Here is a 17,479-nt window from a genome sequence, read left to right on the forward strand (position 1 = left end):
TACCCGCGCTTAACCCTGGCGGCCGAATTTCCGGTTCTGCGCGGGGGCGCTTGGAGCAACGCGAACCGGATCATGCGTGTCGAGACTCGCCAGCCGATCCAGAGCGCCGGCGGTGTCGCGTCCGCCCGGAAGCCCGAGGGCGGCGCGGCCTTCAGCCTCGGCGCGGCCCCGTCGTCGACGACGTCTGCCGGCGCGCCGGCCGCCGCCGCGACGCTCGCCGGGCTCGACGCGGTCCTGCTTCTCCAGGCCGAGGCCGACACGCCCCAGGAGCGGCGCCGGCGCTCCGCCCAGCGCGGCCAGGACCTCCTCGACGGACTCGACCGGCTGAAGGCGGCACTGCTCGGCGGCCGCGTCGCGCCGCAGGATTTGCGCGCCATCGCCGGCCGCCTGAACGAGCGTGCCGGCCTCTCGGGGGATCCCCGGCTCGACGGCCTGATGGCCGAGATCGAACTGCGCGCCGCGGTGGAACTCGCCAAGCTGGAGATGGCCCGGCGCGTCTGACCGGGCTTTCGCACCTGAACCTGGGCGCATCCCGGTACCGCGCCCGGCGAGCGCCCGATCCCGCTACCCCGCCCGCTAGACCGCCCGCCGCTTCGGACCCGTCGGCAACATCTGCGGCTCGCCCGGTCCGGTCTCGACGCCGAGATCCGGCACCGCGATGATCGGTGCGCCGCGCAGGTCCTTGCGGGTGACGATGGCGCCGCGCTCCTCGAGATAAGCCAGCATCCGCCGCGCCCGGCCGCCCGAGCTGGTGCCGTAGGCCTCGGCCAGCACGGTGTCGGTGGGGCAGGGGGCGCCCTCGATGGCGGCCCGCGCGACCACGAGAAATAGGCCGGCGAGGTCGTCCGGCAGGCCGGCCGCGATCGCCTGGGCCTGCTCCCAGCCGGAATTGTCCGCGACCGCGCCGCCGGCCTCGGCCCGCGCGACCGCGAGGCGTCGCTTGAACTCGGGCAGACCCATCGTGTCGCCGCGCAGGCGCCGGATCCGGCAGCGGACCGTGAAGTCCTGGTAGAGCGTGGCGGGAGTGCAGGCGGCGGCGTCGGCATCCGCCAGCACGGAGGCCAGCACCTCGGCGAGCGCCGCCTCGCGGGCCTCCGGGTCCATGGGTTCCTCCTCCGGCTCCTCCGCCGGAGCCGGCGGACGGTAATTGGCGAGCTGGACGAGCACGTCTGGCGCCGGCGCGGGGCGCGGCTTCGGCCGCGGCGCCAGCGGCGCGACGATCTCGGCGGGGCTCGCTGTGAGGATCAGCGCGCGGGCATCCTCCAGGGCGTCGGGCAGGGGCACGAGGACCGGCGAGGAACTCCGGCTCACGGTCTGGGTCGGCCCGACCGCGATGGTGAGCGGGCGCCGGGACAGGGCCGGCCCCAGGGCCACGAAATGCCCGCGCGGCAGGTCGCGGAACGTCTCGGCCTGCCGGCGCTCCAGCCCGAGGAGGTCGGCGGCGCGTGCCATGTCGATGTCGAGGAAGGTGCGGCCCATCAGGAAGTTCGAGGCCTCGGCCGCGACGTTCTTGGCGAGCTTGGCGAGGCGCTGCGTGGCGATGATGCCGGCGAGCCCGCGCTTGCGGCCGCGGCACATGAGGTTGGTCATCGCGCCGAGCGACAGGCGCCTGGCCTCGTCCGAGACCTCGCCGGCGGCCGCGGGCGCGAAGAGCTGCGCCTCGTCCACGGCCACCAGCATCGGGTACCAATGGTCGCGGTCGGCGTCGAACAGGCCGCCCAGGAAGGCGGCGGCGGCCCGCATCTGGCCGTCGGCGTCGAGATTCTCGAGCGACAGCACCACCGAGACCCGGTGGGTCCGCACCCGGGCGGCGATCCGCTGCAGGGCGACGTCGTCGCCGTCGGCCTCCACCACGACGTGGCCATAGCGGTCGGCGAGGCTGGCGAAGTCGCCCTCCGGATCGATGATCGCCTGCTGCACGAGGCCGGCGCTCTGCTCGAGCAGCCGCCGCAGCAGGTGCGATTTGCCGGATCCGGAATTGCCCTGAACCAGGAGCCGCGTGGCGAGCAGTTCGGTGAGGTCGAGGAGCGCGGGGCGCTCGCCGGTCAGGCCGAGATCGATGTCGGAACGCATGGGGCCTCATAGCACGGCCCGGCGGGTCCGGGTGTGCCGCCGCGGCACTGTCCACGCTTCCCGCATGTGGCCGTTCGCCCGAAGCACCGCTCCGCCGCCGATCCGCGATTGGGCCGTCAACCCCCGCCCGGGCGCCCCGGGCCCCGCTCTTCCGGCCTGGACCCTGGCATGTCGGCCCTGTAGGCCCACGGCCCTCCTCTCCATTCCCGGACCCACGACACGATGGCGGCCTGCGGCCTCGATTTCGGCACGTCGAACACCACGCTCGGGCATCTTGGCCCGGACGGCCCGACGCTGCTGCCCCTGGAGGGCGCGCACCGGACAATCCCGAGCGCGATCTTCTTCGAGCTCGGCCGGGAGCCGATCATCGGCCGGGCCGCCACGGCGGCCTATGTCGAGGGCCGGTCCGGCCGGCTGATGCGCGGGCTGAAATCCGTGCTCGGCACGCCGCTCATGGATGAGGCGACCCCGGTCGGCCGCCAGCGGCTGCGCCTGCGCGACGTCATCGCCCGCTACCTCACCGCCGTGAAGGCGCGGGCGGAGGCCGCCAGCGGCCAGAGCCTCGACACGGTGGTCCACGGCCGCCCGGTCCACTTCGTCGACGGCGACCCGGAGGCGGATCGCCGCGCGGAGGACACGCTGCGCGACATCGCCCGCGACGTCGGCTTCCGGGAGGTCTCGTTCCAGTACGAGCCGATCGCCGCGGCGCTCGACTACGAGCGCCAGGTCCGCGCGGAGGAGATCGCCCTCGTCGCCGACATCGGCGGCGGCACCTCGGACTTCTCCATCGTGCGCCTCGCGCCGGAGCGGCGGGGGCGGCCGGACCGGGCCGGCGACATCCTGGCCAACGACGGGGTGCGGATCGGCGGCACCGATTTCGACCGACAGCTCAGCCTCGGAACGGTGATGCCGCTCCTGGGCCTCGGGAGCCCGATGCGCCGCGGCGACCTCGCGGTGCCGAACGCCTACTACCATGACCTCGCCACGTGGTCGGCGATCAACCGCCTCTACAATCAGAAGACCCTGCGCGAGATCGACGAGGTCATCCGCGACGGCGCCCGGCCCGACCTGCTCGCGCGGCTGCGCGAGGCGGTGGAGGGCGAGCGCGGTCACGCCCTGGCCGGGGCGGTGGAGAGCGCCAAGATCGCGGCGTCCGAACAGGACGCGACCCTGCTCGACCTCGGCCTCCTGGAGCCCGGGCTCGCGGTCCCGGTGGATCGCGCGACCCTGTCCGCCCAGACGGGGGACCTCGCCCGCGCCGTCGCGGCCCGGATCGCGCGCTGCCTCGCGCAGGCGGAACTGACGGCCGACCGGGTCGACGCCCTGTTCCTCACCGGCGGCTCCACCGGCCTGCCGCACCTGCGCGCCGCGCTGACGGCCGCGCTGCCGGCCGCCCGGGTGGTGGAGGGCGACACGTTCGGCTCGGTGGGGCTGGGCCTGACCATCGAGGCGGCCAGCCGCGGAGCGTGAGGCCGCGCCCGGCCGGGCGCGCCGCCTCTGCGGCGATTGACGGGCCGGCCTTGATCCTCGACAAGGCGGTCCCTCCCGCTCGGAGACAACGGCGGCCCATCCGGGCTCCTCCGCGCCGCCTCGCCCGATGCTGTTCAACTCCTTCGTCTTCCTCCTCGCCTTCCTGCCGTCCGCGCTGATCCTGCACGGGCTGGTGGCGCGCGCCGCCCCCGCGTGGCGGCTGCCGCTCCTCGTCGCCCTGTCCTTCGTGTTCTATGGCTGGTGGGACGTCCGGTTCGTGCCGCTGCTGGCCGGCTCGATCCTGGCGAACTGGTGCGTGGCGCGCGCCTACCGCCGGTGGCCCGGCCGCTGGCTGATCCCGGGGGCGATCGCCGCCAACCTCGCGCTGCTCGGCGTGTTCAAGTACCTCGACTTCGCGGCCGACCTCGCCAACCTGATCCCCGGCCTGGAAGCGCAGCGGCTCGGTCTCGCCCTGCCGCTCGGCATCTCGTTCTTCACCTTCCACCACATCATGTATCTCGCCGACCTGCGGGCCGGCCGGGCGCCGGGCTTCGGGCTCGTGAAATACGCCCTCTACATCGCGTTCTTCCCGCAGGTTCTCGCCGGCCCGCTCGTGCGCTGGAGCGAGATCATGCACCAGTTCGACGAGGCGCCCTACGCGCGGCCCGACGCCGCCGAGCGCTTCGCCCGCGGGTTGATGCTGCTGACCGTCGGCCTCGCCAAGAAGGTGTTTCTCGGCGATCCGCTCGCGGAATACGTGAACCCGGTGTTCCAGGCCGCCGCTGCCGGCAAGGCCGTCACGGTGGTCGAGGCGTGGCAGGCGACGCTCGGCTTCACGTTCCAGATCTACTTCGACTTCTCCGGCTACACCGACATGGCGCTGGGCATCGCGCTGCTGTTCGGCCTCGTCCTGCCGCAGAACTTCGACGCGCCCTACCGCGCCACGTCGCTCCGCGACTTCTGGCGGCGCTGGCACATGACCCTGTCACGCTTCCTGCGCGACTACCTCTACATCCCGATGGGCGGGAACCGCCGCGGGCTGCCGCGGCAGGTCGGGGCGCTCGTCGCCACGATGACGCTCGGCGGCCTCTGGCACGGGGCCGGCCTGACCTTCCTCGCCTGGGGGGCGCTGCACGGGATCGGCCTCGGGGCCGGGGTCCTGGCGCGCCGGGCCCGGATCGCGATCCCCGCGCCGCTCGGCTGGGCGCTCACCAGCCTGTTCGTCGTGCTGACCTGGGTTCTGTTCCGCGCGACGAGCTTCGAGGCGGCCCTCGCGATCTTCAAAGGACTCTTCGGGCTCGCGCCGAGGGGCTCCGGCTTCAAGTGGCGCACCATCGCCATCGCCGCCCTGGTCGCGACGGTCGGGCCCACCGCCTGGAACGCGGTGCACCGGCTGCCGCCGCGCCGGCTCCTCGCCTTCGGCTTCGCGCTGCTGTTCGTGCTCGTCCTGCTGAAGATCGGCGACGATGCGAACTACGAGTTCATCTACTTCCAGTTCTGAGGATGGCGCCCGCACCCCCCACGACCGACAGGGACTGGCGCGGCTTCGCCCGCGCCCTGGCCCTGTCGATGGTCGGCCTCTTCGCGGGCTACCTGGCCCTCGCGGTGCTGGTCGACCCCTACGATACCGGCCGCTCGACGCTGCTGTCCCGGGGGGCCGTGCGGCCGCAGGGGCCCCGCACGGCCTCGGCCGTCCGCGGCCGCGATCCGGCCTATGCGGGCGTGGTGATCGGCAACTCGCACATCCAGCTCATCGAGCCGGCGGCACTGACCCGGCTCACCGGCATCCCGTTCCTCCAGCTCTCGGTGCCGGCCACCGGCCCGTCCGAGCAGTTCGCCTTGCTGGGATGGTACCTGCAGCACCACGCCCGCCCCGCCGCGATCGTGCTCTCGGCCGACGCGTTCTGGTGCGCGGACGACCCGTCCTTCCCGAGCGAGCACGGCTTTCCCTACTGGCTCGTGGGGGACTGGCCCGCCTACCTGCGCGGGCTGATCCGCTTCTCGGCCGCGCAGGAGACGGTCAACCGCATCGGCTGGCTCCTGAACCCGCGCAGCAAGACCGCCGCGGCCGACGGCTGGTGGGATTACGAGCGCAACTACCTGAGCCAGGGCTTCGGCGTCGATCCTGCCAAGAAGGCGGCGCTGGAGAAGCCGGTCGGGCCCGAGCCGGAGCCGCGGCACGGCGGGCCGTTCCCGATCGCGGCGCGCCTGCGCGCCGAGCTGACCCGGATCCCGGCGGAGACGCCGGTCGTGGTGGTGTTCCCGCCGGTCTACGCCCGCGGCGAGCCGCCGCCCGGCAGCCCTCGGGCGCGGGCCGAGGCGGCCTGCCGGGCCGAGGTACGCACCGTGCTGGCGACCCACGCGCTCAGCACGGTGGTCGACTGGCGCGACGGCCGCCCCGCGGCGGCCGATCCCGACCAGTTCTTCGACCAGACCCATTACAGGCTGCCGATCGCTCGGAGCCTGACCACGGAGATCGCAGAAGCGATCGTACGGTTGCGGACCAGATGACAGCGTAAAACATCTGTACCGTGGCCTGTTTGCCGCACGCGGCGATGCAGTGACAGCCAGTTACAGCCCCTGCATCCGTGTGCGTTGTGGCGATGAGGCACCTCGACTATACGGCACCTCACGTTATCGCCGCACACCGGCCATCCCCTGGTGGGCGGTTTACCATCCAGCGAGGGTGACGCATGGCGAAGGTGCAGCTGGAGGACGGCTACGTCCCGTCCGACGACGAGCCCTTCATGAATGACCGGCAGCGCGAATATTTTCGGCGCAAGCTGATGAGCTGGAAGAACGACATCCTGCGCGAGGCGCAGGATACGCTGGTCGCGCTGCAGAGCGAGAACGAGAACCACCCCGACCTCGCCGACCGCGCGTCCTCCGAGACGGACCGGGCGATCGAGCTGCGGGCCCGGGACCGCCAACGCAAGCTCACCGGCAAGATCGACGCGGCGCTGGCCCGGATCGAGGACGGGTCCTACGGTTTCTGCGAGGAGACCGGCGAGCCGATCTCCCTGCGCCGCCTCGACGCGCGCCCGATCGCCACCCTGTCCCTCGAGGCGCAGGAGCGGCACGAGCGCCGCGAGCGCGTCTACCGCGACGACTGATCGGGACTCGGCCGCGCGCCGGATTGCGCTTCCCGTTTGGCGCCACACCTACTGCGTCAGCCGCAGCGCGCCGATGCTGGCCTGGATCGACTTGAAGGCCTTGATCAGGTCGTCGGACGAGTTGGCGAGGTAGAACTGGTCCGGCGACGAGGCGCAGTTCCGCAGCAGCGTCTGCCCGGCAGAATCGATCGGATCCGTCGGGATGCTGAAGCCGATCGTGTAGATCGAGATGTTGACGGCCTTCGTGTTCGCGCATGCCTCGGCGGTGAGCGCGTCGAGCGCCTTCCGCGCCGTATTGCTGTCGGCGATATTGGTGTTCTGGTATGCCGTCGTCAGGCGCGGATTCGGCGTCGTGCCGTTGGCGTTCTTGAAGTACCCGGCCGCGAAGTAGAGTGAGCCGGTCGGCGCGCTGGAATTGGTGCCCCAGCTGTTCGTGCCGTCGGTCATCAGGATGATGATCTTGTTGATGGTCGTCGCGTTCGAGCTGTTCGCGCTCGACGCGTAGGGTTGGCCGTCCGCGAAGACGCTGTTGGGCGAGAGCGTGCGCCAGCCCCACATGAAACCCTCGTGGATGTTCGTCGATCCGGACGGCGCCATCTTGCTGATAAGGGTCTTCAACGCGTTCGTGTCGCTGGTCAGCCTCTGGAGCGGCTGGGTCGTGCACCCGAAATTCGGACCGTTCGGGATGCCGAGCGGGGCGCCGGAGGCCGCATCCTTGGGCGTGATGTACTTGCAGGCCTGCCCGAGCGCGGTGTTGTAGGTGCTGCTGTTCCGGCATGTCGGGCCGGTCTCGTCGTCGATGTAGCTGTTGTAGCTGTAGGCCGTCGCCCGCGAGGCGCCGACCGGGAACGACGCGCCGCCCGAGGTGCCGTCACCCGGCTCGTCGGGCGCGAGCAGCGGCACGTAGAAGGAATCCTTGGTCGTGGGCGCTCCGTCCTGGACGTTGAAGGGGTAGGGGAGCGCCTCGAGGCAGCCGGCCCATCCCCAGTTCCGGTTCGCCGCCTGCAGCTTCGCGAAGACGTCGAAGCGGTTCTTGAACGGCGCCGGATTCGACTGGACGATGTTCGTCCAGTGGTAGCTGGAGAGGCCGTTCTGATCGATCCAGCTCGCGTAGCGGTAGGCGGACGGATCGACCGCCACGGCGGCGGCGAAGGGCACGATCGCGACCTTGGTCGCGCTGGAGAAGGCCGGGCTGGTGTAGACGTAGTTGACGAAGTCGGTCGCGGCCGTCTGGACGGCCTGGAGCTTCGACTGTCCCCCGCTCGAGGCGGCCATCGAGCCCGTGTTGTCGAGCACGAGCGCGATCTCGAAAGTCTTCGGCAGCGGCGTGGCGCATTGCGAGACGGCGCCCGGGTTGATGCGCTGGGTGCCGGTCAGCCCGCCGAAGAAGGTCGTCGATTGCTTGTGAGCGGTCAGCGTGATCTTGCGCGGGCTGCTGGTGATGGCCAGCCGGTCGACCACGAGGCTCGCCGCCCCCATGGCACCGGTCATCGTCGTCTGCGCCAGGGCGTTGAGTTCGGTCTCGGACGTCGTCAGCGGCGTCTGGCAGAGCAGCAGCGCCGTGGCGTCGGCCGCGGCCTGGAGCTTCGTCTCAAGCCGCGTGGCGAAGCCGTAGTCGATCGCCGCGCCGCCGACCATCACCATCGGCACGCTGAGGAACGCGAACAGCAGGGCGACGTTGCCGCCGCGGTCGCGCAGGACATCGCGGCGCCGCTCGGGGCGGCCGTCAGGTTTTGCGGACGATCTTCGTGCCATCGCAGTTCGATTGTTTGTCGTCCGGCAGGACGACTTCCGTGTAGGTGCTGGTGCCGTAGGCCTGGCCGCCGCGGGTCGGCCAAGGCGCGCTGCTGGTGAACGTGATCGTGTTGCTCACGCCCTTGGCGAGCTTGACCAGCGCGCTCCCGATCATCGGCGTGTAGCTGATGCTGACCTCAGCCAGGACGTAGCGCATGCCCGGCATCCGGTAGCCGTCCGGCACGGTCAGGCTGGGCGCGGGGCCGGGGCTCCGCGCGGTCCCGTTGGTGTTGGCGACGCTCGAGCAGACCACCGGAGGACCGCTCGGGTCCTTCGCGTCGGTGCCCATTGCGCTGACCACGATCTTGACCTTCGACGTGTCGAACGGGCGCATCACCGCCGTGGCGGAGGCGAGGATGTCGTTCATCACGGTGGTGCTGATCGGGTTCTGTGTGTCGCCCTGCGCCGTCAGGTCCGCCACGGTGCGGCCGAGCTGCGTCAGCTTGCGCCACTCGTCGATGGCGTGCGTCACCTCGGTCATGCCCGCCCAGATCGCGAGCAGGATCGGCAGGATGACGGCGAACTCGACGGCCGCGCCGCCGCGCCTGTCGTGCCGGAGCCGCGCCGCCCGCCGGGTCAGGACGGCGAGGACGGGCACGGGCTCGCTCCGACGATCTGATAGGGCTCGGTGCGGAACACCGCCGTGGAGGTCAGCAGGCTCGATCCCTCCGCGGAGCCGCTGGTGAACTGCTTCGTGTTGAGGCCCATCAGGTTGAAGAAGGTCGGGAACGGCACGGCCGCTGTGACGATCACGATCGTCCCGGGCGAAGCGCATTTGTAGTTGGAGCCGAAACTCGTGCTCCACGTGCCCGTGGCGGTGTCGATCGGCTTGGTCGCAGTCGCGCTCGCGAAGCTGCTCGAGGTCGCGACGTCGATCTTGACGTTCTGGCAGTTGAAGACGGTGGGCACGGGGCTGACGGCCGATCCGCACATCCTAGCCTTCAGGGTCGCGAGCACGGTCGCCGGATTGGTCTGGCCGGCGGTGTCGAGCTGGAACTGGCCGGTGAAGATCGTCCGGACCGCGTTCTGGAGCGCGCGATCGAAATTCTGCGTCGCCCACATCTGGAACACGATCTGGATGATCGCGCCGCACAGCGCCAGGAAGGGCAGGGCCACCAGGGCGAACTCCACCGCGGCCGCGCCCCCGGTGTCGCGCCCGAGGCGCGCGAGGAGGCAACCTGGCGTCACTCTGACCTGCGTTCCTACAAGTCCTCGGCTGTTCATATGCGAGCAGATCAGTCGGAAGTAGCCATCTCATCCGATGTGACGCCAAGCTTTTGCGAAACTCTTAATCCGATCGACTAGACCAGGGTTATCAAACGGCCGCTACTTTTGGTTGTAATAGCGCCGTCGTGTCGGCGACGCGCTGTTGACGCACCGCCTGCGCGCGCCAGTTCCCCGCGCGCAGGCCTGCCGGAGAACCCCATGAGATCCCCCCTGATCGCGCTCGTGGTCGGCGCGGTGGCGCTCGCGCTCGCCGCCTGCGATGCCCCGAAGCCGGGACCGGCCGGACCTCCCGGGGCGAAGGGTGATCGGGGACCGGCGGGGCCGGCCGGGCCGGCGGGGGTGAACGGTGCCACCGGGGCCCGCGGTCCCGCGGGCGACCCGGGCCCGGCCGGCCCGGCCGGTCCGCCGGGACCGTCCCTGAACAGCCAGGTGCGCCTCGACGTGGCGTGCCGCCGTGACGAGGAATTGATTGGCGCTTACTGCCGAGGCATGGCGGTTGTGCCGTCGGTTACCGTCACGGACGGCGTGTCCACGGTCGGCTGCCTCGACATGACCGCCAAGGCCGCCAAGGATGCCCAGCCCGTCGCGGTCTGCATGAAGAAGCCATGAGACTCGCCGTCCCCGCACTCTTGGTCGCGCTGGTGTCCGGCCCGGCCTGCGCGCAATCCTTCGTGCCCACGGAACGGGCGGCGATCGACCTCGTGCGCGACCGGCGCACCGCCGGCTTCACTACGGTGGCGCGGACGCTGGCCTATGCCGAGCGCGCGACCGGCGGCGCCTTCCGTCTCGGCGGCTACCGGGTCGATTACCGCCCGGACGTCCCCTTCGCCCGGGTGCGGATCTGCTATCGCCTGGGGATCGACCCGCCGACCTGCGGCCTCGCTTACCGCGTCGCGGTCAATCCCGCCCATGTCGAGCCGGCCGACCGCTACAGCGGCCTGACGCGCGACCTGGAGCACGGCCCGCAGGCCTTCCTCCGGGCACTCGCCCGGGAGGCCGACCTCCAGCGCCAGCCGGATATCCTGCGGAAGGTCGAGGCCGCGCTCGAGCCCTTCAACCCCTACGACTGGCGCTGAGGGAGGCGGCTCTCAGAGCAGCCGCGGCCAGTGCAGGAGCCGCTCCGGCGCGAAGGCTGCGACCGGCACGGCCGGTTCCCGGCCTGTGGCGAGGTCGGCGACGATCTCGCCGGTGATCGGGCCGGTGGACAGGCCGATATGGCCGTGGCCGAAGGCGAAGAGCAGGCCGTCGTGCCGGGGGGCGCGGCCGATCACCGGCATCCCGTCGGGCGTCGACGGCCGGGAGCCGAGCCACGGCGCGTTGTCCAGCGGGCCGCCGAGCCGAAGGGTGGAGGCCGCCTCCCGGGACGCCGCATCGATCTGGGTGTGGTCGGGCGCGGCGGCGCGCGCGTTGAGCTCGACACCGGACAGGACCCGGACCCGGTGCTCGCCCATCGGCGACAGGATCGAGCCCGCGCCCGTGTCGAGGATCGGCCGGGTCAGCGGCGCGCTGTCCGGATGCAGGGCGTAGTGGCGGTGGTAGCCGCGTTCGGCCGCGACGGCGAAACGGTAGCCGAGGGTCCGGGCGATCGCCCCGGACGCGGCGCCGGCCGCGAGGACGACCTGTCGGCCCCGCACCGCGCCGCCGTCGTGATCGACGCGCCAGCCGTCCGCCTGGGGCTCCAGCCGGGCGACGCTGCCCCGCAGGCGGCGGCCGCCGAGACCGGTGAACAGGGCCTCGCACGCCTCGATGAGCCGGCCGGGCTCGCGGACCGACCCCGTCTCGGTGAGCAGCATGGCCCGCGCGTAGGGCCGCACCAGCGCCGGCTCGAGCGCGCGCAGCGCCGCGGTGTCGAGGATGTCGAAGGCGACCCCGTGCCCGGCCAGGATCTCGCGCTCGAGGGCGGCGGACGCGAAGGCCGCTTCGGTGCGGTAGGCCTTGATCCAGCCCGTCCGCTGCAGCCGGTCGCCGGTCCCGGCCCGGGCCGCGAGGCGCTCGTGGGCCGGATAGGCGGCGCTGGTCAGCGGCAGCAGCGCCTCCGCGGCGCGGCGCCAGCGCGAGGCGCGCGCGGCGGCGAGGAAGTGCGCCGTGTAGGGCACGATCCGCGGGAGATGCCCGTAGTGCAGCCGCAGGCCGCGATCGGCGTTGCGCAGGTAGGCCGGGAGCTTGCCCCACAGGGCCGGGCTCGACATCGGCAGGATCGAGCCGCGGCTGACCACGCCGGCATTGCCGTAGGAGGTCCGGGCCCGCGCCTCGCCGGGATCCAGCAGCACCACGTCGAGCCCGCGGTCCCTCAGCGCGATGGCGCTGGCGAGGCCGACCATCCCGCCGCCGACCACCACGATGTCGGCCGTCTCGTCCGTCGCCATGCCGCTCACATCCTGCACCGCACCAAGCGCGCCCTTCTGCCGGGTTTCCCGCGTCCTGGGTAGCGGGCGCCGCGGGGCGGCGCATCCGGCCGGTGTGATCGCGAAGTCCCGCGCACATTCCCGCGCAGATCGGCTAGAGAGCGGGCCATGACTCTCGTCCGCTTCGCACCCTCGCCGACCGGGTATCTCCATATCGGCAACGCCCGGCCGGCCCTGCTCAACGCCCTGTTCGCCCGCCGGACCGGCGGCCGCTTCCTGCTGCGCCTCGACGACACCGACGCGGAGCGCTCCACGGAGGCCTTCGCCCAGGCGATCGGCGAGGATCTCGCGTGGCTCGGCATCGTGCCAGACCTGTTCGCGCGGCAGAGCGACCGCACGGCGCAGCACGACGCCGCCGCCGACCGCCTGCGCGCAGCGGGAAGGCTCTACCCCTGCTACGAGACGCCGGAGGAGCTGGAGCGCCGCCGCAGGCGCCAGCTCGGCCGCGGCCAGCCGCCGATCTACGACCGGGCGGCGCTGCGGCTGACCGCCGTGGAGCGGGCGGCGCTGGAGGCGGAGGGCCGCCGGCCGCACTGGCGGTTCCTGCTCGAGGCGCGGACCGTCGGCTGGGACGACCTCGTCCGCGGGCCGGCCCATGTCGACTGCGCGTCCCTGTCGGACCCGGTGCTGATCCGCGCCGACGGCAGCTACCTCTACACGCTGCCGTCGGTGGTGGACGACGCCGATCTCGGGATCACCCACGTCATCCGCGGCGAGGACCACGTCACCAACACCGGCGTGCAGGTGCAGATCTTCGAGGCCCTGGGCGCGACCGTCCCGGTCTTCGGCCACCACAACCTGCTGACGACGGCCGACGGGGAGGGGCTGTCGAAGCGCCTCGGCCACTTGTCGCTGCGCGGCCTCCGCGAGGCTGGCTACGAGCCCGCGGCGGTGCGCTCGCTCGCGGTCCTCACCGGCTCGGCCGAATCGGTGCGGGCGGTGCCCGACCTCGACACCCTCGCGGGCCTCGTCGATCTCGGCGAGATCTCGCGGGCGCCGGCCCGGTTCGACCCGGCGGAGCTCGACGGCCTCAACGCCCGCTTGGTCCACGTCATGCCGTACCCGGAGGTGGCCGCGCGCCTCGGGGCTCTGGGGATCCCGGAGGACCGGGCCGAGGCCTTCTGGCTCGCGGTGCGGGCCAATCTCGGGCGCGTCGCGGAGGCGGCCGACTGGTGGCGGGTCGTGGCCGGTCCCGTCGAGCCGGTGCTCACCGAGCCCGCCGTGATCGCGGCCGCCCGCGAGACCCTGCCGCCCGAGCCGTTCGGCCCGGAGACCTGGAAGGCGTGGACGACCGAGATCCGGATCCGCACCGGGGCCAAGGGCCGCGGCCTGTTCATGCCGCTCCGGCTCGCGCTGACCGGCCTGGAGCACGGGCCGGACCTCGCCGGCCTGCTGCCGCTGATCGGGCGGGAGCGGGCGGCGCGCCGCCTCTCCGGCGCCGCCGCCTGAGCGATCAGCGGCCGGGCTTCGGGCGCGCCTCGATCAGCGCGGCGTCGAGCAGGAAGCTGCCGTCGGCCTCGATGGCGAAATGCGCCGCGACTTCCCCGGGCGCGGTGACCTGCAGCGCCCGGATCGCCGCGACGTGGGTCTCTGGCGTCCGCATCCGGGCGATCCAGCTCGCGAACTCCATGCGCGGCCGGCTCGGCGTCGCGTCGCCGGGCGCGAATCCGGCCGCCTCCAGCAGGGCCCGCCATTCCGAGACCCGGTAGTCGCGCACGTGCGAGGGGTCGCGCAGCAGCTCCAGCGCCTGCAGGTGCGTGTCGAGCAGCGGATCCTCGGGCGCGACGATGTCGCTGACGATGAGGAACCCGTCCGCCCGCAGCACCCGTCGCGCCTCCGCCAGGGCTGCCGGCACGTCGCGCCAGTGGTGGGCGCTGTAGCGGGTCAGGACGGCGTCGAAGCTCGTGTCGGGGAAGGGCAGAGCCTCGGCGCCGCCCTGCCGGGTCTCGATCCGGTCGAGCCCCCGCCGGGCCGCCTCGGCTGTTACGGCCGCCAGCATGTCGGCCGACAGGTCGTAGGCCGTGACGGCGGCGCCAGCGGCGGCCGCCGCGAAGGCGACGTGGCCGCCGCCGCAGCCGAGGTCGAGCACCCGCAGGCCCGGTCGCGCGCGGACCCGCTCGCCGATCCGGTCGAGATCGGCGCCGGCGGCGTGCACGGCGCTGGTCACGTAGGCGGAGGCCTGCGCGCCGAACTGGTCGACGACGTGTCGGGCGTGGCTGCGGGCGTTCATCGGCGGATCTCCCGGATCAGGTCGCGAGCGGCTTCAGGCGGGACAGCCGCAGGGCGATCATCAGCGCCAGACCGTACAGCCCGCCCACGAACAGCACCACGCCGTTCCACCCGGAATGGGCGAAGAACCAGCCGCCCGCGGTCCCGAGGACCGACGAGCCCAGATAGTAGAGGCCGAGATAGATCGCCGAGGCCTGGGCCCTGTCGCGCAGCGCCCGCCGCCCGACCCAGCTGCTCGCGACCGCGTGGGCGCCGAAGAAGCCTACCGTCGTCACTACGATGCCGGCCAGGATCAGCAGCAGGCGGTCCGAGAGCGTCATCACGATGCCGGCCAGGCCGACGGCGGTGGCGACCCAGAGGACACGGCGGCGGCCGAAGCGGCTCGCCAGCTCGCCGGTGACAGGGCTGCTGACCATACCGGCGAGGTAGACCGAGAAGATCATCCCGATCACCGCCTGGCTCAGCGCGTAGGGCGGCTCGAGCAGGCGGAAGCCGATGTAGTTGTAGATGCAGACGAAGCCGCCCATCAGCAGGAACGCCTCGGCGAAGAGCCAGGGCAGGCCGGCGTCGCGGAAATGGTGGGCGAAGCTGCCCGGGACTTCCGCCCAGGCCAGCCGGCGCGGCACGAAGCGGCGCGAGGGCGGCAGCCAGCGCCAGAACGCCAGCGCGGCGGCGAGCGCGAGGCCGCCGATGACCGCGAGCCCGGCGCGCCAGCTGACGAAGTCCGCCATCACGCCGCTGATCAGGCGGCCCGACATGCCGCCCAGCGCGTTGCCGCCGACGAGCAGGCCCATCGACAGGCCGATGGCCTTGGCGTCCATCTCCTCGGCGAGATAGGCCATGGCGACGGCCGGGAGTCCGCTGGCCGTCAGCCCGGTGAGCGCGCGTAGCGCCAGGAAGCCGTACCAGCCGGGGACCAGGGCGGCCACGACCGTGAGCACCGCCGAGGCGACCAGCGAGGCCAGCATCACCGGCTTGCGCCCCCAGATCTCCGAGAGCGGGCTGACGACGAGCAGCGCCACCGCCAGCAGCCCGCAGGGCAGCGACAGGGCGAGGCTGCTCGCGGCCGGCGAGACGCCGAAATCCTCCGCGTAGATGGGCAGGAGCGGCTGGACCGCGTAGAGCACCGCGAAGGTCGAGAAGCCGGCCGCCGCCAGGGCCAGAGCCGTGCGGCGGAAGACCGGTGTGCCCGACCGGATGAGCCCGTCCTCCGCCTCGCTGTTCATGACCGTCCCGCGCCGCTGTCCTCAACCGGTGGTGAGGCGCTGTGGCCGCACGGTCAACTGCCGCGCAGGACAGGCCCGCGCGGCAGCCGCCCTAGCGCGGCGGCGGAGGCGGCGGAGGCGCTGCCTGGCCCTGCCCCTGACCTTGCCCCTGCTGCAGCAGCGGCGTGATCCGCTGGACGACGACGCGGCGGTTCTCCCGCGACGGGCCCTGCGTGTTCACTTTCAGGTACTGCTCGCCGTAGCCCTGGGTGGTCAGGTTCTCCGGCGGCACGCGGAACTGCTCGGTCAGCACGGTCGCCACCGACTGGGCGCGCCGGTCCGACAGCGACAGGTTGTCGAGCGCGGAGCCGACGGCGTCGGTGAAGCCCTCGATCAGGAACACCTCCCGCGGGTTGGCCTGGATGGCGCGGTTCATCGCGCCGGCGATCACCGACAGCTTGGCTGCCTGATCGGGCGTGACGGTGAACGAGCCGGTGTCGAAGGTGATCGTGTTGATATCGACCGAGCGCAGGCGGGCGCGCAGGTCCGGGCTGTATCGGATCTGGTCCAGCGTGTACCGGCGGTCGACCTGCACCACGGGGGGCGCCGTCAGCGCCTCGTAGACCTCCGCCTCGTCGGCCTGGGCGTAATCCACGATGTAGCGGTCCCGCGGGATGCGGATCTCCGGCGGCGGCAGCACCACAACGTCCTCGTAGATCGGGCGGAGCGGGCCGGCGTAGCTGTTGTCGATCAGGACGAGCTCGCGACCGTCGCGGTAGCGGAGGTAGCGGCGCAGCATCCGACCGTCGTCGTTCGTGACGGTGACGATCTGCTCGCCGCCGGGCCGGTCGACGTAGCTGTAGAAGTCCGCGCCCTGCCGCTCGAACCGGTAGCCGCGCGGGTCGAGGGTGCGGAAGCGCTCGTTCTCGTCGTGGCGGATCAGGTAGCCGTCGCGGTCCTGCACGATGATGCGGCCCGGCTCCCGGTAATAGGTCCGACCATCCTCCCGGAACTCGCGCCGGTCTGTGCGGACCTGATCGAAGTCGCGCACGCCGTCGTTCTGGCGGAAACCGCCGGGGACGTAGCCGGGCTGTCCCGGCCGGTTGAAGGCGTTCGGGTCGGCCGGACGGCCCGGGCCGCCCGCGGGCGGCTGTCCCGGCTGTGCCGGCGCCGTCCCGGGCTGCGGGCCGCCGGGCGGCGGGGCCTGTCCGGGGGCGGGAGCCTGGCCCGGCGGCACGAACGGCCGTCCCGGAATCCCGGGGGCCATGTTGGGCGGCACCGGCCGTCCGGGCTCGGCGCCGGGAGCACCGTTGGGCTGGGCCGGCGCCCGTCCCTCGGGCTGGGCTCCCTGCGGCTGGAACGGCCGTCCCGGAACGCCCGGAGCGGCGTTGGGCGCCTGCGGCCGGCCGGGCTCGGCGCCGGGACCGCCATTCGGCTGGGCGCGGTTCTCGAGCTGGCGGTTGTCGGGCTGCGCGTCTGGGCGCTGGGCCGGTCGACCGGGTGCGCCGGGGGGCGCGTTCGGCGGCTGAGACCGGTCGCTGGGCGCACCCGGACCGCCCGGACGCTGACCCGGCGGTCCGCGATCCGGCGCGGACCGGTCGGGGGCCGCGTCGCGCTGCGCGGGACGGTTCGGCTGGTCGTCGGGACCGGGGCGATCCCGGTCGGGCGCCTGGCGCTGCTGCGGCGGGGCCGGCGGACGCTCCGGCGCGGGCCGCCCCTGGGGCGGCGGAGCCTGATCGCGATCCGGCGCCTGCTGACGCTCGGACCGCCCCGGGCCGGGCCGATCCTGTGGCCCGCGGTCCGGACGGTCCGGCTGCTGATCCCGCCGGTCTTGCTGTCGGTCCTGCCGCCGCTCCGGTTGGCGGTCCTGCCGGTCCGGCGCCGGGGGACGGGCCGCCGGCGGCTCCGGCCGGCGCTCGGGCGCGCGCTCCCGCGGAGGCGGTTCGGCCTGCGGCTGGCGCTG

General features: G+C 72.8%; 16 protein-coding genes. 8 read left to right on the forward strand and 8 right to left on the reverse strand.

Annotated features, from left to right (window positions below; genetic code table 11):
- Positions 1–72: 72 nt before the first annotated feature.
- Positions 73–501 (forward strand): flagellar assembly protein FliX, encoded by a 429-nt coding sequence (locus ACLBYG_RS07280; protein WP_020092926.1) that lies wholly within the window; start codon positions 73–75, stop codon positions 499–501.
- 75 nt (positions 502–576) lie between these two features.
- On the opposite strand, the gene ACLBYG_RS07285 is transcribed toward ACLBYG_RS07280, so the two are convergent.
- On the reverse strand, positions 577–2,073 hold the full coding sequence (locus ACLBYG_RS07285; RefSeq protein ID WP_447681021.1) for a helicase HerA domain-containing protein: 1,497 nt from the start codon (positions 2,071–2,073) through the stop codon (positions 577–579).
- A 222-nt stretch (positions 2,074–2,295) separates the two neighbouring features.
- Here ACLBYG_RS07285 and ACLBYG_RS07290 point away from each other — a divergent pair, with 222 nt between their 5' ends.
- The 4 genes from ACLBYG_RS07290 to dksA all read left to right on the forward strand — a co-directional run bounded on the left by ACLBYG_RS07290 (position 2,296) and on the right by dksA (position 6,656).
- Positions 2,296–3,543, forward strand: coding sequence for an Hsp70 family protein (locus ACLBYG_RS07290; RefSeq protein ID WP_132366076.1), 1,248 nt, complete (start codon positions 2,296–2,298; stop codon positions 3,541–3,543).
- Between the two features lie 127 nt (positions 3,544–3,670).
- A complete protein-coding gene (locus ACLBYG_RS07295) occupies positions 3,671–5,044 on the forward strand; it encodes an MBOAT family O-acyltransferase (RefSeq protein WP_447681022.1) in 1,374 nt (457 codons plus the stop codon).
- A 2-nt stretch (positions 5,045–5,046) separates the two neighbouring features.
- The gene (locus tag ACLBYG_RS07300; RefSeq protein ID WP_447681023.1) at positions 5,047–6,054 is read left to right on the forward strand and encodes a hypothetical protein; all 1,008 of its coding nucleotides are present in this window, start codon (positions 5,047–5,049) and stop codon (positions 6,052–6,054) included.
- A gap of 182 nt (positions 6,055–6,236) precedes the next feature.
- Positions 6,237–6,656: an RNA polymerase-binding protein DksA gene (gene dksA, locus ACLBYG_RS07305; RefSeq protein ID WP_132366079.1), complete on the forward strand. Its 420-nt coding sequence runs from the start codon at positions 6,237–6,239 to the stop codon at positions 6,654–6,656.
- 48 nt (positions 6,657–6,704) lie between these two features.
- On the opposite strand, the gene ACLBYG_RS07310 is transcribed toward dksA, so the two are convergent.
- Genes ACLBYG_RS07310 through ACLBYG_RS07320 form a run of 3 tightly spaced genes read right to left on the reverse strand, consistent with a single transcriptional unit; the run spans position 6,705 to position 9,638 of the window.
- Complete coding sequence (locus ACLBYG_RS07310) at positions 6,705–8,411, reverse strand: pilus assembly protein TadG-related protein (RefSeq protein ID WP_447681024.1); 1,707 nt, start codon at positions 8,409–8,411, stop codon at positions 6,705–6,707.
- Positions 8,383–9,048 (reverse strand): TadE/TadG family type IV pilus assembly protein, encoded by a 666-nt coding sequence (locus tag ACLBYG_RS07315; protein ID WP_100250747.1) that lies wholly within the window; start codon positions 9,046–9,048, stop codon positions 8,383–8,385. Before ACLBYG_RS07315 ends, ACLBYG_RS07310 begins: the two co-directional genes overlap by 29 nt.
- On the reverse strand, positions 9,027–9,638 hold the full coding sequence (locus ACLBYG_RS07320; RefSeq protein WP_244603177.1) for a TadE/TadG family type IV pilus assembly protein: 612 nt from the start codon (positions 9,636–9,638) through the stop codon (positions 9,027–9,029). Before ACLBYG_RS07320 ends, ACLBYG_RS07315 begins: the two co-directional genes overlap by 22 nt.
- A gap of 237 nt (positions 9,639–9,875) precedes the next feature.
- On the opposite strand from ACLBYG_RS07320, the gene ACLBYG_RS07325 reads away from it, so the two are divergent.
- Positions 9,876–10,286 carry a hypothetical protein gene (locus ACLBYG_RS07325; RefSeq protein ID WP_020092918.1) on the forward strand — a complete coding sequence of 137 codons (411 nt, stop codon included), beginning with the start codon at positions 9,876–9,878 and terminating at the stop codon, positions 10,284–10,286.
- Positions 10,283–10,753: a hypothetical protein gene (locus ACLBYG_RS07330; protein WP_447681025.1), complete on the forward strand. Its 471-nt coding sequence runs from the start codon at positions 10,283–10,285 to the stop codon at positions 10,751–10,753. The genes ACLBYG_RS07325 and ACLBYG_RS07330 overlap by 4 nt, the downstream gene beginning before the upstream one ends.
- Before the next feature lie 12 nt (positions 10,754–10,765).
- Here ACLBYG_RS07330 and ACLBYG_RS07335 read toward each other — a convergent pair whose 3' ends face one another.
- Positions 10,766–12,043 carry an NAD(P)/FAD-dependent oxidoreductase gene (locus tag ACLBYG_RS07335; RefSeq protein WP_447681026.1) on the reverse strand — a complete coding sequence of 426 codons (1,278 nt, stop codon included), beginning with the start codon at positions 12,041–12,043 and terminating at the stop codon, positions 10,766–10,768.
- A 147-nt stretch (positions 12,044–12,190) separates the two neighbouring features.
- Between ACLBYG_RS07335 and ACLBYG_RS07340 the strand changes: the two genes are divergently transcribed.
- Positions 12,191–13,531 carry a glutamate--tRNA ligase gene (locus tag ACLBYG_RS07340; protein ID WP_447681027.1) on the forward strand — a complete coding sequence of 447 codons (1,341 nt, stop codon included), beginning with the start codon at positions 12,191–12,193 and terminating at the stop codon, positions 13,529–13,531.
- Positions 13,532–13,535: 4 nt separating this feature from the next.
- On the opposite strand, the gene ACLBYG_RS07345 is transcribed toward ACLBYG_RS07340, so the two are convergent.
- The 3 genes from ACLBYG_RS07345 to ACLBYG_RS07355 form a co-directional block, all read right to left on the reverse strand.
- Positions 13,536–14,312 (reverse strand): class I SAM-dependent methyltransferase, encoded by a 777-nt coding sequence (locus ACLBYG_RS07345; protein WP_447681028.1) that lies wholly within the window; start codon positions 14,310–14,312, stop codon positions 13,536–13,538.
- A gap of 16 nt (positions 14,313–14,328) precedes the next feature.
- The gene (locus ACLBYG_RS07350; protein WP_103984871.1) at positions 14,329–15,537 is read right to left on the reverse strand and encodes an MFS transporter; all 1,209 of its coding nucleotides are present in this window, start codon (positions 15,535–15,537) and stop codon (positions 14,329–14,331) included.
- Positions 15,538–15,628: 91 nt separating this feature from the next.
- Positions 15,629–17,479, reverse strand: a 1,851-nt coding sequence (locus ACLBYG_RS07355; RefSeq protein ID WP_447681029.1) for an OmpA family protein, incomplete at its 5' end; no start/stop codon positions are given.

The organism is Methylobacterium sp. D53M, from assembly GCF_053345625.1.